This window comes from Eximiradius sp. (assembly GCA_937127445.1).
In the GTDB taxonomy this organism is placed as follows: Bacteria; Bacteroidota; Ignavibacteria; order Kapaibacteriales; family UBA2268; genus JAKIZO01.
Map to the genome: position 1 here is coordinate 22,020 of CAKZLY010000011.1, position 15,094 is coordinate 37,113.

Consider the following 15,094-nt stretch of genomic DNA (forward strand, 5'->3'; position numbering starts at 1 on the left):
GGAACGTCAATTAGATTTATTATTGCAGTTTTGCGGTACTCTAACAATAAAAGTAGAACCACTACCAACTTTGCTTCTCACTTCAACTTGTCCGCAGTGCGCTTCTACTGCACGGCTAACTATGGACATTCCAAGTCCATACCCGGAAATTTTTCCGACGTTCGATGCACGGTAAAATGATTGCGTAAGCAAGTGCTGCTCTTCTTCGGGAATACCAATCCCATAATCTGTAACGATGAATTCAACTATTTGTTCGTTGCAATTAACTGTAAAATCAATTACTTTGCTATTTGGAGAATATTTAACTGCATTCGAAAGCAAATTATTAATCGCGAGAGAAAGAAGCTGGTCGTCGATGAATACACTTTTGCATTCACCGTTAATATTAAAATTAACTCTATGCGAAAAGCCCGAATTGAATTCTGCATTTTTGATTAAATTTAAACAAAGCTGCTCTAAATTACATTCTCTGGGATGAAATTGGAAATTGCCGCTATCCATACGCCCGATTACAAGCAAGTTTTCCATCAAGTTTGTCATCTTTTGGATTGTTTCTTTTATACGTTTGATTTGTTTTCGGCGTTCTTCGGGATGAATTTTGTCGTAATATTTTCCGAGCATATCAGCCGAAAGCATAATAGTAGTAAGCGGGGTACGAAATTCATGAGAAACCATTGAAATAAATTGGGTGCGAAGCTTATTTAAATCTTGTTGTTTGGCAAGCGCTGCTTCCATTTTGCGTTCAGCGTTAATTCTGTCTGTTATATCAAGCGTAATGAACACACTCCAAATATCATCAGGCAGAGGCATCTGCTCGCAAGAAAGCAGAACGTGGCGTTCCGCCCCTTCAAGATTAATTGTAATTTGCTTGTTTACAAAAGATTTATCATTTTCGATTGCATCAATAATATTTGTCAATAGTTCGCTATTTTTAAATTCTGAGAATTCATCAAGAGAATGTCCAATTGCACGGTCGCGATTAATTCTGAAAAATTCTGTACATTTAATATTTGCATCAACAAATATTTTTTTCTTGTTGGAAATAATGAAAATAGGGACAGGACTCGAATGGAAAATTTTGGAAAACCGAGTCTCGCTTTTGAGAAGTTCCTCTTGCGAACGATACAGTTGAGTTAAATCTTCGGAAATACCTAAAAAATAGCGAGGTTCGCCTTTGCTATTTTTAATGAGAATTTTTTTTGTTAGCAATACTTTCAATTTGTTGTTTTTTGTAAGACACATTTCTTCTACGGTCCGAGTAGAGATATTGCTGCGAATGAGTTCAGCATCTTTCGAGTGGTAATACTCTGCATATTTTGGATGAAATAAGTCGAAAACGGTTTTGCCAATCATTTCGTCAGGTGAAAATTCGATAATATCAATAGCACTTTTATTAACATATAAGTATTTCATCGAAGCAACATCTTTGACATAAATTAAGCTTGGTATGTTTTCGAGTATAGTTTGCATAAAGATATGATGTTCTCGCAACATACCTTCTTCTTTCAGGATAGCAGTAATTTCCCGTTCCAGAGCCGACGTTTTCTCGTCTTCGGTTAGTTGTTCGGAATGTAAAATTTTATTTGAATGTTCGTATTTCAGAAGTTTATCAATTTCACGAGCAAAATGGTCAATATTAGAGTAACGGAATACAAGTGAAACGCCTTTTTTAATAAGCAGCGATGCATCAAATTCTGTAATATCATCAGAAATAACAACTATTGGAATATCTATATTTCTCTTATATTCCGAGATAGTGTCTACATAAATTGCATAATCCAGCAGTATCACAGCAATGTCAATTGGGTTCTTGTGCTTATGGTCAATATATTCGTAAATATCTTTGAAAATAAAGTATTCGACAAGATAGCCCCAATCTTTTAAACTTTTTGTTAACTTTCCGATTAATTGAGTGTTGCTTTCGCAAAAGAAACCAACGCTAATATTTTTGTCCATATTCGATTAATTTATTTTATTGTTATTAATATTTTCAAGAAAGACTTTTGAAGTTGGATAAGCAAATTCAATTTGATTTTTCTTAAATTCATCGAAAATTTTGTATAATATTTCCTGCTGCTTGTCGAGAAATACTTTTAGATTATCGTCTTCCACCCAGAAAATAGTTTGAAATTCGAGCGAAAAATTCCCGAAAGCCCTGAAATGAACACGCTCGAAGCGAACTTGCTCGATATTATTTATTACATTTTCGATAATTTGCGGAATGATTTTAAGCTTTTCGAGTGGTGTTTCGTAAACAACACCTAAATTGATTTCTGCGCGACGTTCCTTCATTTTAGTATAATTGCGAATTCGAGCAGCAGTAATATCAGAATTAGCAAATACGTGAAGTTCTCCAGAGATGCTGCGCAATCTTGTGGAGCGAATACCAATGTATTCTACCGTCCCCCAATTCCCGTCTATCAAAATTGTATCACCTATTTCGAAAGGCTTGTCTATCAGAATTGAAACGTAGCTGAATAAGTCCCCCAATATTTTTTGTCCTGCAAGTGCAATAGCCAGACCACCAATCCCAAGCCCCGCAACCAGTGCAGAAATATTAAACCCAAGATTACTTAAAATAAACACAATACCTAACGCCCAAAGTGCGATATTAATTGCCGGAATAACAGCTCGTAACACACTTGCTTTGCTCGGAGTTGATGATTTTTCTATCTTTTGCTCTATTAAAAAATCAATAAGCGCCACAACAAACCGTGTAACGTAGAACACGACAATCAGCAGTGCAACTACATCCAGCCCTTTCAATACGTTCTTGTCAAGTTGTAGAGTCTTAAAAGAAAAATAAAAAACCCCGAAATACTCTATCGGAATTAGCAGCTTCTTGATTTTTCTTAATATAAAATCGAATAATTTGGACTGCGCCTTTCTTGCAAACTTGTTAAGGAAAACAAGAATCGTAGATCTAAAAAGCTTAATCAATAATGTAAATATCAGAAAAATCGCAATAAAATCTAAATAATCAACTACCCGATTACCAAGAAATTTATTTTGAAAGAAATCCGAATTAAGAATATTCTCACTTAATAAGTATTGTAGCATAATATTCACCAAAAAGATTTTTAGTAAAATCTAAAAATTTGTAATTCTAATATAATGAATTTTTATTTAATAATCTTATATCATTGTCATAAATTCAATAAAATAAAGCAAATATGTGGAAAACTTTTTTTGATTTTTCGAGAAATTTGTAATAAATTTATGAAAAGGGGGGGAGTTTGAAATATTAAATTTTTGCTCGGCATACAAATTGACTATCCCAAAATATCGTTGAAAAGTAGTATTTACAACATTCTTTTGTTGATTTTTCAACATTTTTGGAAAATATTGCCCAAAGATTTGTTCTAAAAAAAGATGGATTAATTATGAACAACTACAAGCGACAAAATATTGAACACCTTAAATTACAGGTCGAGCAGCTGAAAAAGCAATTGCAAAAGTTAATAGACGAATGGTATTACTACCAGACAAGCGTCTATCAGGAAATAATGTTCGAATACGATAATATTTTTGGTGATATAGAAGAAGAACTCGAAAACAAAATTCGCACATCGCAGGAATTAGAAAAGCGAGTGGAATTCCTGCGAATAAAGTTGCGTCAAGGCGAAAACCTACGCAAAAACACAATGAAATTAATTGATATAATGTCCAGCCGTCAGGCAGAGCGCCAACACCTGAGACAAAACACAAACGGTGCATCGCAAAAGTTATACCCCAAAAATGAGCTGCAACAATTAAAGCAAATCAGTTGCGAGGTGAACGAAAACTACGAAATTTCTAATCTATACCGCTCGCTTGTGAAAAAATTGCATCCCGATGTTGCCGGCGAAAGCGAAGAATGCCGCAAATACTGGGAAAGCGTCCAAATCGCATACAAGCAGAAAGATGCTGAACGTTTGCGGGTAATTCAGCTTCTGGTCGACGAAAATATCTACAACCAATCGAAAAATGAAGAAGCCCAGCTAAAAACTCTAATTTTAGACCTCGAAAACAATATCAAAAAGCAAGAAATGAAGCTGAAAAATTTGATTTACCAGGAACCCTTCGTTTTCAAAGATAAATTAAAGGACAGGTTCTGGATAAAGAAAAGAAAAGAGCAACTTCAAAATAGACTGATTCAAATTAACGATAGGCTTCGATATCAGCATCATCTGCTTTCTAATCTCACAGAAAGCTTGAAAAATTCTCAAGAAAAATCCCGAGCAGTATAGTTGATTTAACAATTGAGAATTTATTTTAAGTATTCAAGGACGAAAACATTTCGCCCTATAAAATCATTAATTATCTTAATTTTTCAGTAAATACAGCAACAACTATTCCCAATTAAGCTTAGAATAATTATTGTAAATACAAAAAAATCTTTAATTTGCATAAATGTGTTTGTAAAAATTTCTACTCGATGAAATGAAAGGAATGTCGCCATTGAAATTTTTGTTAATATTGTTGGCTTCGACAGTAACGTTTTTTCTGGCAATAACAATATATGTATTGTGGGTAACATCAAGCAATATGCCCTCGCTTGCACAGCTTGAAAATCCAAAGCAAAATATAGCAACAAGAATATACACCGCCGATAACGAATTGCTCGATATGTATTACATAGAAAGGCGTGTTCCACTAACATACAACGACATCCCGAAAGATTTTGTAAATGCTCTCACCTCAACCGAGGACAGAAAATTCTGGCGACACTGGGGTATTCACGTAGGTCGTGTGTTCAACTCATTTGTAAAGAACATTTTTTCATCTCGCCGAGAAGGCGCTTCTACTATTACTATGCAGTTAGCACGGAATTTATATTTAAATTTCGACCAGACGATAGAACGTAAAATTCGCGAAGCAGTTACAGCCGTGCAAATCGAAAAAACCTACACAAAGGAAGAAATTCTGGAATTATACACTAATACAGTAAATTTCGGACGCGGTGCTTATGGGTTGGCAGTTGCCGCAAAAGTGTATTTCAACAAAGAACCGAAAGAGCTCACTACCGCTGAATGTGCTTATCTTGTCGGTTGCCTGAAAAAACCCGAATACTACAACCGCAAGGAAAATTATAACGACGCTGTGGAACGTAGAAATCTTGTTCTAAAATTGATGTACGACGAAGGATATTTGAGCAGTGCTCAATATTTGCGAGCTATCGAAGAACCTCTTGAATTTGCTACTTCAAAGACAAGTCCAACTATTCTTGGCGGAAGTGCTCGCTTTGGGATTGCACCCCACTTTGTCGAAATGCTGCGTCAGGAACTTACAAATCACCCACGTTTGAAGGAATATGATTTATATCGCGATGGATTAACAATTTATACAACAATTGATTCGAGAATTCAAAAGTTGCTCAATCAGGCACTCGAAGAATTTATGCCCGAAATTCAAAATACATTTAATGCAAATTGGAGTTGGAAGGAACGCAACGATATTCTTCAAAAATTACTCAAGCGAGCAATTTCTTTGAGAACTGATTACCGCGCCGCCAAAGATAATCAGAAAAATTCAATAATGACGCGACTGCTTAACGATCAACGCTTTATTGATTCAGTGAAAAATGCTGTTACAACGGTTCAAGTTGGTGTTGTGATAATGAACCCAGCAACAGGAGCAGTGCTCGCTATGGCTGGCGCTTCGCCAAAATTTATGCGGGAAAATCCCGATGCAAAATACTCACTTAATCACGCTTATCAGATTCGTCGCCAACCCGGCTCAGCATTCAAGCCATTTGTGTATGCTTCTTCATTGATAAAAGGACTAACCCCAGACAGCCGCATTGCTTGCGGTCCTTACAGCTACACCCTGTCCACAGGAGAGGTGTGGTCGCCACGTGGTTCGGGTTGCAATGAAGGCGAAACAACTGTAACCTTAACTACCGGCCTTGCTCGTTCGATTAACACAGTTGCTGCGCGACTAATAACGCAGATTACTTCACCGCGCGATGTAATTGATCTCGCAAACAAAATGGGTATTCAGTCGCCTTTGGCAGCAGTGCCTGCTCTTTCGCTTGGTGGTGGCGGCGAAGTAAGCCCATACGAAATGACATCCGCTTTCTGCACTTTTGCAAACAACGGATGGCATACCTCACCGTATTTCTTTGAAAGCATTGAAACTAATAATGGCGAAGTGCTTCTTTCTAATAAAAATAACAGAAATATTACTGATGTTTTTGACAAAGAAATTGCTCAACAAATGACTTATATGATGATGCAAGTTATTAATGCTGGGACTGCTTCGCGTGTGCGTCAGTTCCTCAAAGATGTTGATGCCGCTGGGAAAACTGGCACAACAAACAATAGCACAGACGCCTGGTTCATCGGATATACTCCGCAGCTTGTTTGTGGAATTTGGATGGGCTTCGACTATAACGAAATAAATTTTGATTGCCTGGGTTCGGTTGGTTATGGTGGACGAACTGCTGCTCCACTCTGGGGAAAGATTATGAGTTTAATTTACAGCGATCCACAAATACCATACAAACAGAAAAAATTCATTTTCAATCCTGTCGATACGCTTTCGCCCCAAACTAATTGGAAACCATATAATTTAACTAACACACAGAAAAATGCTGGCGAAGTTAACGTTTTAGACGACGGCTCTATTCCTTCAAACGGGAGCGAACCTCATAAATCGAGAAATGATTCGCCTATTCTATCTCCCCTTCCTCGCGACGAGGAATAATCTTTCGGTTATATTTTTCTATTTTTATTCTTTCGACAAATTAATTCCAAATATGTGATGGAATAATTTGTCTTTAATAAGGACTATTTATATTTCTCGAATTTTTTGAGAAGTATATTAATAAATAACCTTTTGTTTTCATAAGTAATTTGTTTATTTTAAACTTAGTTTTCTTTACTTTCGGAGAGTACCGAATGAAAAAATTTCTTCTACTTGTTGTTATTCCTCTGATAATTACTGCTTGCTCAGAGGATGATTCTTCCCTTGGTAAAAGCACAAATGTTGAATTTACATCTGTTGGTTCAAAGACTTACTTCTACACTACTATTCCGGGGCTGGGAGACATTAGTTCAGAACCAGTCGTTACTGAAAATCGTAAAGGCATCGTAATCTCCGAAGGACGAATTACAACCAGCATTGACTTTATTAGAAAAATAGATACAATTTTGGGCACCGCTCTGCTACCTAAACCTCTAAAAGACGCACTACGAGAAAAAGCAATACGGCATTTCGATGCTAAAATCGACAGCACCGACTTGAATAACATCAAAATCGACTACAAAATCAAAGCAAAAGTAACATCAGAAGGTATGCAAGACTACATACACAGCGAAGGTGACGAAAGCAAACCATTCTTACTTGTCAAATACAATGCAAAAGTCGGTGATAAATACACCTTCCAGGACAAAGACGGGAATAAATATGTTCGTGAAGTTACATATCGCTCTACAACAGATGATTATGATATTGCTTTCTGGCGAATAAAGGTCATCAAAGTAGAAGAAACTGTTTCTGATGGCCCGTTGAAAGATTTGTTCGGTAAGGTGATTTACTACACTAACCACAAATTTGGTCTTGTCGGCGTGGAATGGGAAAGCCCTGATAAAAGCAAAAAATTAAAATTTACAATATTCCCGTCAAATTTAGAATAGGAAAATGGGGCTGCGGTTGTAGCCCCCATTTTTTTAATCATTTTCATTCGAAGCATAAGAAAAATCATCAGGAATAAACAAAAACTTTGTGTTGAGATTCTCTATCGAATTTACTTTATACACCAAGTCAACCAACTTTTGCAAATAGTGTTGAACAAATTGCAAATCCGACATAATCACTTCTCGCCTAATAGAATAATGCGTCCTCGAAGCAGCATAAGAACCGCTATCAAGTTCAGTTGTGAGAGTTTGTGAAAGCAACGCCTTCGATATCTCTGCATTACAGGTGCGGACAAGCTGATAGTAAAGTTCAACCGAACTTGTTCGAGATGGCTCAGTAAGCTTAATATCGATGCCCTCGGGAGCAACTATCACAGAGTTTTCCGCCATATTTACCAAGCTATCGGCAAGATCTTCGATTTCTTGGTTTGTTGCATATCTTTGATATTGCCCGATAAGCAACGGCATACCATATCGCTCCATAAAATTCATCCAGAAACGAAAAGCTCCATTTTTAAAAGTGCATGACCAATAACACTTGCTAAGAAGCGCAGTACCATATGGGTTTTGCAGAGTTGATTCATATTGCGGGCATATAATTTTTTCTTCGGGAAACTCAATAAATTCATTTTGGAGATTGCTTTTCAGCATCAGTTTTCCGTTAGCTGAAAATCCAAAGTAATCTTGTGGTAGCGGAATAAATCTATCTGGTACAATCGAAAATTCACTCGTATTATCTACTTTCCAGACAATCTCAATCGGCTGAAAACCAAATAGAATTGCGTTGAAAATACTGCTTATGAGCAAGCTTAAATCGATTTTCTCGAAAATCATTTTAATTTCGCGTCCGAATTTATCGTTTGTAGCGACTTCCCATTTGCAATTTGTAATTCCACTTTTGCGGGACTGAATGCAACTCCAAACGTGTGGGTCGTTCATCAAGTCGCGCAATGTTTCGTAGTTTCGCCCAGCATAGCTTAGCACTTTATCTGGATTTGGCAATAACCCGATGTATTTCATAAATGAGTATTGTCGAACGCGGCCTACAAGTTCTTGCGTGAGAATGTTTTTCTGCATAAATCACCTATTTAATTTTTGCAATAATTAATCCAATAGCAACTCCCGAAACTGCATAAAGTAGTTTATCTTGAAGCAGGCAATCTTTCTCCGACTTACTAATGTTCAATATTGTCCGTTCGTAACGAAATGTATCAGGCATTGCAGCAAAACGTAGAAACAAACTGTTTTCTGGGTAGCTGTAACTTATATTTACTGTATCTTTGCTTATCAAAGTGTCCAACGAAAAAGTAAAACCGTTAAATATTGTGTCCAAATGTTGAATTTTAGGTTTTACTTTGATTTTTATCTCTTTACGGGGCAACATTTTGACAACTGTATCGCGATAAACTTCTTTTTCGACAATGTAATCAACTTTATTATTTCTGTTAGACCCAAAAATCAAATAAAACAATGCAAATCCCATCAAAAATCCTAAAAACAAAACAAACAAATTAGATTTCATCGCTTTTGCTCACTCTAATAATCAACCGAAACAATAGATTTCGTGCATTTTCCGACTGAGTAACAAAAACCGAGAGTATGTCTTTTTGAGTAAGTTCGATGGACTCGTCTAAATTCACAGCCATGATATTAGAATTTGCTTCAATCGCTGAGAGCTGCTGAACGGTATTGCCATTTTGCTTAACCAAAAGAACAGCATTACCCACCAAAAGCCCAGATTCATAGCTAACGATTTCCGCTTTTTGCCCATTTGCAAAAAATATTCGGTGCGGGAAGAAATACTCACCTGCTGAAATTTCACCATATTTCGAAAAATCTACCACCAGAACGAATTCCGAAAGCAATAAATGATGCACCATCTCAACCAAATCACTTTGCAAGCGAATATTCCCCCCTATTGTTCCCCACATTGTTTGTTGCATAATTGCTGGGAAATAATAAAATGGCATAAAACACCTATTACTGAATTTCTAAGAAAATTCTAATTTTTCCACTCGTTGTTCCATTTGAATTATAACTAAATTTCACGTAACGAACCGAAGTAACCAACAAGAAAATGCTTGTATCTTGGGCGTTTGTGTTAGTCGAAATGGGGAGCACCACCCCAACAGACTTTATTATTCTATCGGGTGAAGCAAATATTTCCAATCGTCCTTTCAAATCACCTTCGACATTTTCCCAAAGCACATTGAGCGACCTAACCTTCAGCGACGGCTTATGTTTGGAATAATCTATCGCTATCCAATCAGTTTCGAAATCTTGCGATAAATCTGTATTTTCATATAATTTCATTAGCATCACTATCACCTCAAACAACGCTGAAACCAATAAGCCCTCGCACTTTCATACGAGAGAGCGGATGAAGAATATTTCGCTTCTGAAAGAAAACGCCTTCATACTTCTTGCCTTCAACAACGGAACTCGAATTGAATGCAATTGTCCGGACAAAACCAGCCGCCAGTACCTCGACGACGCATTCTATATGTCCACGGAATGAGTTCTTCTGCTTCCAGACAATTAAATCATACGTGCAGGGATAGTAGTTAGTTTGCTTACCTTGCCTAATAGCAAAAGCAAACATTTCATTAGCGACAGCAGTCGCGGGAAGCGGATGAAAACGCTTTGGCAAACATAATTTACGTCTTGCTTGCTCGAAGCACCACCAGATGCCAGCAGCACAATACGCATAATTGCCCCGCAACCCAAGCAATTGAGTATATTTATTTACCTCGCCGTCGTTTCTGCCCGTTGCCTCGTAAATTCCAACTTGATTATACATTATTGCAATTGCCTCTTGCAGCAGCAGTCCATTGCAGGGAATTTCGTAGCGTTTGGCGGTAATTGCTCCAAGCGGCAATAGCAAAAGCAGAACTCCATATAAACACCGTCTTTTCATCTTCCCTCCTATATCTGAGTGAAATATACTCCAAGCACAACTAATCCGATGCATACGTGAACGCCAAGGAATATATTACCCAGTGCGTTCCACATCTGATAACGCATAGTCTCGCTTCGCGATAGAATAAATGCAGCAATAGAGGTAATTCCAATTGCCAACGCCTCGAAAACAATCACGGCAACAACTGTCTCTTTTATTGCTGATTGCGACATAAAGAACAAGCCCAATGCAAAAGGAACAAACCATATTAAATTACGTAGAATCCAACTTGCTGCTTTTGCCAGTTTATTTTTTTCTGAACATTTCATTTCCTATTCCCTGAAATTTCTGAATTCTTCTAAATGAGCATCATCAAAAAGACGCTCGCCCGAATGAAAAATAATTTTTAATGTTTTTTCTGGTAGTTGAATTTTCAAGTTGCCTGCGGAAATTTGTTCAAGCAGGCGAACTGCTTCTTTTTTTTCGTTAGTAACTTCAATTGGAACAAGCAATTCGCGATTTTTACGCAAGTAAAGATTATATATAGCGATTTTTTTCGTTAAATGAAGAAGAATATTAGGTAATGAAGTTTCCTCTAACTCATATCGTGCAAAAACATATGCTTTCACTTCTTCGGTGGCTAATGAAAGTGCCTCATTAACCACCGACTGAACTATTTCGCTGCCATCGCCAGAAAGCTCAGCAAGTTTGGTTTCGCCGAGTTCGGCAACTAAATCATCTATCGTTACCCACTGCATAATACTTCCCATACTTCTAAATAAAATTATGGAACAAGAAGCACTTTGATAATACCACCGTTTGCTGTTGCTTCGAGAGATCGAGCATTGACAGCTGCCCCCGAGCTGGCAACCACAGCCCTGCCCTGAGAATCACTTGCGAGGTTTTCTCCTACCGAAATGCTTCCCACCGCCTCGACGGGAACTGTGCCATATGTAACTATGCTCGCATCTTTATTGGCTGCCCACTTGCGCTCCGTTACACCAAGAGATTTGCTTCCAGCAGTGCAATGCGAACCATTGAAACCAACAAAACGAAATGCCAGCAAATTATCGCTCGATTTAATTGTAACTTTCTGAACGGGCTGAAAAAGAACGCTGTTTTTCATATTTCCTCCAATTTATATTTGATTTAATATTAAACATCCTGCTTGCGGTGAGGTTATCTTCAAGCAATAATTATCCGTTGCGCGAATTACTTTGATTTTTCCACCGTTTTCGTAGTAGGTGTCTATCTCAGGCATTCCACGTCTACGAAGTGCATAGCCAAAGCTAGGATTGAACTCACTACGGACCTCCGGCGAACTGTCATCAACAAATGCAAGTATTATGGAATTTCCCCAGACATTTTCGAAGCTTATTCCGTCGGGCGAGAACACAGTTGTAGCAATTTTTACTTTCGAAATTTCAAAGTAATCGGAAATAATTTTTGTATTTAGTGAAGTTATTCCTGCATATTTAAATTTGTCCTGCAAGGAAACATCATTATTGATAATCTGATAAATCGGGTAGCTCAATATCATTGTATTGGGACGAATTCCAATGCTGGAACGAACTCGCTCAATTGCTTCCTTGATTATTTCAGTAGAATTATAAAATAAATTAACGGAACTTGTCTCATCTATGATAATTTTGTTGTCGCTGGGATAATTATCAGGATTGGTTGCTATTTTTGCAGATTCAATTTCGCAATTGAGTTCCAAAATATCAATTAATTGGCGGACAGTATATTGTTCGTACTTGTAGAAATCATTGATTTGCTCTTCTTCGAGATAATCGACAGCCATCTCGACGTCGCGTTCGATTGTTTCAAACTCCAGCAAATCAAATTCAGTTTGCGGTAGGCGGTTGGAACTGCTGCCCATAGCACGTGCAGTCGAGCGTTCCACAAAAGCAGATTTGCCGAAAACAGGAATACGACCTTTCTGTTTGCTGACTTCGACAACCGGAAAAAGCTCTTTCCCGACGTATTTGCGGTTCACATAGCCCTGTGCAAGCGTAGTTAGCACGGGGTCAAGAGTTCTTAATTCATAAGTTTGATTAGGCATTTTCTCCTCCTTGTAAAATATTTAATGCTTGCTGGTAGGTAATATTTGGGTTTTCCATAGTCATTTCTACCGCTCGGCGATGAATTTCGAGGCGATTTTCGTCAACTTTTTTCCCCTCGAACTGGTTTTCGATTTTGCCTACATTTGAAATAGATAATTGAGAGAAATACGCAGAAGGTTTTATGCAATCAAGAATAGATATAAATTCCTCAGCAATATTAAATGAGATTTCTTCGTTGAATTTGCGAGATAATTCATCAGATTGGACAAGCAAATTAACAAGTTTCTCCTTGATTGCATCGTTTTTGAGAAGTAGTTTGTTGCGTTCAAGATAATTCTCGATAAACTCGCTATATTCGAGCCTGCGAAGCCTATCACGAAGTTGAGTAATTTGTTCGTTGAGCAGTTTGTTTTGTTCGGAAAGTGTTTGTATTTCATCTTCTTCGTCTGTTTTGTCCAGAAATTCATAAGCAAAATAGTAGTAGTCGTATTCACCATCGTCAAACGAAACTGGGGCAAGTCCATCAACTGCAGGATTTGCGGCTCCGAGCAATCCTACGTGCCGAAGAAGTAGTTCCGGAGTAAGAGCAATGGACACTCGCCGAAATTTACCTTGGCGAACATCTTCGACAATTTCGCTTGATAATTCTTTGAGCTTTGCCAGAAGTTTATTGCCACGCCGAGCCAAACGCTCGACCCAACCATAAGCTGGAGCGTCGTCCTTCGGATGACCTTTCACAAGCGGAGCTTCGTAACCATGCTGAGTAGCTGCGTTGTAAGTGCGTTCAATTGCTTCAAGTGTAACACTATCAGCATAGAAAGGACGCCCCTTGCTATCGTTGAAACTTCCTGTTCGAAATACCTCAATCCACATTTTTACCTCGAATAGTGTTGAACCTTGATGCAAATCTATCGAGGCATAGCGAACAGGCTAAACAGACAAATTTTAATTTTCTTAAAATCAGATTTTAAAAGTGTTTTTTTATTTTTCGGGCACGTTATTTTTTTCTTAAATAAGCAATACTAATAAATCATTATTTTCGTTAAGATATTAAATTTTATTCAAGTTTTCGTGTGCATTACCGAAAAATATACTTGAATAATTGAGCCGTTGATTGGGAAAAAATAATTAAAACAAAGTTCTTGAAAATATACGGAGGCTTTTTATTAAATTTATTTTGACGTTGTTTATTTCTAAATTAAATTATTAATTAGATATTGTTGTAAAAAATATATTTCTATTGAACTATATAAGGGTTTTAGTTATGAAACTTAATGTTAAACTTTACACATTTATTGGCGGTATAGTTGTTATCGCTTTTGTTATTTTTGGAGTTAACACTTATAATTTCCAAAAAAAGGTGATCGACCGAACATATCAAGAATCAATTCAGGAGTATTTAAACAATTACACACAGATGATTAATCTGGAAGTCGAATCGAAACAAAAATCTTCTTCTATTGGTATTAACCTTGCAAGTAATTATTTAAAATCTTTAGGTAGCATCACAGAAACCTCTGAACAAGTAGATGTCAACGAACATTCGTTAAACAAATGGATAGTTGCCGGCAAGCAAGTTCAAAATAATGCAGATATTATATCAACCATTGAAGGATTTGGGATTAAAGCAGCCTCAATATTTCAAAAAACCTCAAAAGGCTATGTAAGAATAGCAACAAACGTTAAATCTAAAGAAGGGAAGTTGGTTTTAGGTACAGTTGTCCCGTTTGATAGCCCAGTTATTCAAGCCATTGAAAAAGGTGAAATATACACTGGTAGATTAAAAATAATTGATACTTGGTACTTATCATCTTTTGCCCCAATTAGAGTAAATGGTGTAATTAAAGGAATGATTGGTGTCGGGGAACCAGAAATAAATTATCAAGGTTTTTCAGAAGATTTCAAAACTAAAAAATATTTCGGTTCTGGTTATCCTTATATTGTTGATGAAAATGGTGTTCTGACAGCTCACCCGCAATCGGTTGGATTATCAGTCGCCGAGTACGACTTTTTCAAGGAAATGAAAGAAAAGAAAAATGGTTTTGTTGTATATGAATGGAAAGGCAGAGAAAAAACACAATATTTTAGATATATAGAACCTATAAAAAGTTTTATAACAGTGGGTTGGTACACAGAAGACTATGAAGCAATTTTTGATGAATTAAGAAACACTTTAATTGTTGAAATCTTGATTGCACTGTTAGTAGTTATTGCTGTTATTTATTTTGTAGTGCGTTCGGTGATGAAACAGCTTGGTGCCGACCCGAAAGAACTTCAAGAAATATCTAACAAGGTTGCAGAAGGTGATTTTTCGATGAATATCAACTTGAAACAAGGAGATACGAATAGTTTGCTTGCATCAATGAACAAGATGGTTCAAACTGTCAAGTCAATGGTTCAGGACGTTCAGAAATTGGGCAATTCCGCAACAGAAGGCAAACTTGATGTAAGAGCAGACGCATCAAAATTCCAGGGCGAATATAAGCAATTAGTTCAAGGATTAAATAGCA

General features: G+C 37.1%; 16 protein-coding genes. 4 read left to right on the forward strand and 12 right to left on the reverse strand.

Annotated features, from left to right (window positions below):
- Nucleotides 1-6 precede the first annotated feature (6 nt).
- Together AC6QZF_RS02170 and AC6QZF_RS02175 are read right to left on the reverse strand one after the other, a co-directional pair.
- Nucleotides 7-1,956 (reverse strand): sensor histidine kinase, encoded by a 1,950-nt coding sequence (locus tag AC6QZF_RS02170; protein ID WP_499798236.1) that lies wholly within the window; start codon nucleotides 1,954-1,956, stop codon nucleotides 7-9.
- Between the two features lie 6 nt (nucleotides 1,957-1,962).
- On the reverse strand, nucleotides 1,963-3,060 hold the full coding sequence (locus AC6QZF_RS02175) for a mechanosensitive ion channel family protein (RefSeq protein WP_499798237.1): 1,098 nt from the start codon (nucleotides 3,058-3,060) through the stop codon (nucleotides 1,963-1,965).
- A 323-nt stretch (nucleotides 3,061-3,383) separates the two neighbouring features.
- Between AC6QZF_RS02175 and AC6QZF_RS02180 the strand changes: the two genes are divergently transcribed.
- The 3 genes from AC6QZF_RS02180 (at nucleotide 3,384) to AC6QZF_RS02190 (ending at nucleotide 7,619) form a co-directional block, all read left to right on the forward strand.
- Entirely contained in the window at nucleotides 3,384-4,229 is an 846-nt protein-coding gene (locus tag AC6QZF_RS02180) for a J domain-containing protein (RefSeq protein ID WP_499798238.1), read from the forward strand.
- A gap of 211 nt (nucleotides 4,230-4,440) precedes the next feature.
- Nucleotides 4,441-6,687 (forward strand): penicillin-binding protein 1A, encoded by a 2,247-nt coding sequence (locus tag AC6QZF_RS02185; protein ID WP_499798239.1) that lies wholly within the window; start codon nucleotides 4,441-4,443, stop codon nucleotides 6,685-6,687.
- 194 nt (nucleotides 6,688-6,881) lie between these two features.
- Nucleotides 6,882-7,619, forward strand: a complete 738-nt coding sequence (locus tag AC6QZF_RS02190; RefSeq protein WP_499798240.1) for a hypothetical protein — start codon at nucleotides 6,882-6,884, stop codon at nucleotides 7,617-7,619.
- Between the two features lie 33 nt (nucleotides 7,620-7,652).
- Here the strand turns inward: AC6QZF_RS02190 and AC6QZF_RS02195 are convergent, their stop codons facing one another.
- Genes AC6QZF_RS02195 through AC6QZF_RS02240 form a run of 10 tightly spaced genes read right to left on the reverse strand, consistent with a single transcriptional unit; the run spans nucleotide 7,653 to nucleotide 13,457 of the window.
- Entirely contained in the window at nucleotides 7,653-8,696 is a 1,044-nt protein-coding gene (locus tag AC6QZF_RS02195; protein ID WP_499798241.1) for a phage portal protein family protein, read from the reverse strand.
- A 7-nt stretch (nucleotides 8,697-8,703) separates the two neighbouring features.
- Entirely contained in the window at nucleotides 8,704-9,141 is a 438-nt protein-coding gene (locus AC6QZF_RS02200; protein ID WP_499798242.1) for a hypothetical protein, read from the reverse strand.
- On the reverse strand, nucleotides 9,131-9,589 hold the full coding sequence (locus tag AC6QZF_RS02205; protein WP_499798243.1) for a hypothetical protein: 459 nt from the start codon (nucleotides 9,587-9,589) through the stop codon (nucleotides 9,131-9,133). The genes AC6QZF_RS02200 and AC6QZF_RS02205 overlap by 11 nt, the downstream gene beginning before the upstream one ends.
- A 10-nt stretch (nucleotides 9,590-9,599) precedes the next feature.
- Entirely contained in the window at nucleotides 9,600-9,938 is a 339-nt protein-coding gene (locus tag AC6QZF_RS02210; protein ID WP_499798244.1) for a hypothetical protein, read from the reverse strand.
- Between the two features lie 10 nt (nucleotides 9,939-9,948).
- Nucleotides 9,949-10,536 carry a hypothetical protein gene (locus AC6QZF_RS02215; RefSeq protein ID WP_499798245.1) on the reverse strand — a complete coding sequence of 196 codons (588 nt, stop codon included), beginning with the start codon at nucleotides 10,534-10,536 and terminating at the stop codon, nucleotides 9,949-9,951.
- A gap of 8 nt (nucleotides 10,537-10,544) precedes the next feature.
- Nucleotides 10,545-10,847 (reverse strand): hypothetical protein, encoded by a 303-nt coding sequence (locus AC6QZF_RS02220; protein ID WP_499798246.1) that lies wholly within the window; start codon nucleotides 10,845-10,847, stop codon nucleotides 10,545-10,547.
- A 3-nt stretch (nucleotides 10,848-10,850) separates the two neighbouring features.
- The gene (locus AC6QZF_RS02225) at nucleotides 10,851-11,276 is read right to left on the reverse strand and encodes a phage protein Gp36 family protein (RefSeq protein WP_499798247.1); all 426 of its coding nucleotides are present in this window, start codon (nucleotides 11,274-11,276) and stop codon (nucleotides 10,851-10,853) included.
- Between the two features lie 26 nt (nucleotides 11,277-11,302).
- Nucleotides 11,303-11,644 carry a capsid cement protein gene (locus AC6QZF_RS02230; RefSeq protein WP_499798248.1) on the reverse strand — a complete coding sequence of 114 codons (342 nt, stop codon included), beginning with the start codon at nucleotides 11,642-11,644 and terminating at the stop codon, nucleotides 11,303-11,305.
- A 12-nt stretch (nucleotides 11,645-11,656) separates the two neighbouring features.
- Nucleotides 11,657-12,583, reverse strand: a complete 927-nt coding sequence (locus AC6QZF_RS02235) for a hypothetical protein (RefSeq protein ID WP_499798249.1) — start codon at nucleotides 12,581-12,583, stop codon at nucleotides 11,657-11,659.
- Complete coding sequence (locus tag AC6QZF_RS02240; protein WP_499798250.1) at nucleotides 12,576-13,457, reverse strand: hypothetical protein; 882 nt, start codon at nucleotides 13,455-13,457, stop codon at nucleotides 12,576-12,578. The genes AC6QZF_RS02235 and AC6QZF_RS02240 overlap by 8 nt, the downstream gene beginning before the upstream one ends.
- Before the next feature lie 391 nt (nucleotides 13,458-13,848).
- Between AC6QZF_RS02240 and AC6QZF_RS02245 the strand changes: the two genes are divergently transcribed.
- Nucleotides 13,849-15,094: Cache 3/Cache 2 fusion domain-containing protein (locus tag AC6QZF_RS02245; RefSeq protein ID WP_499798251.1), on the forward strand; the 1,246-nt coding region annotated here is incomplete at its 3' end.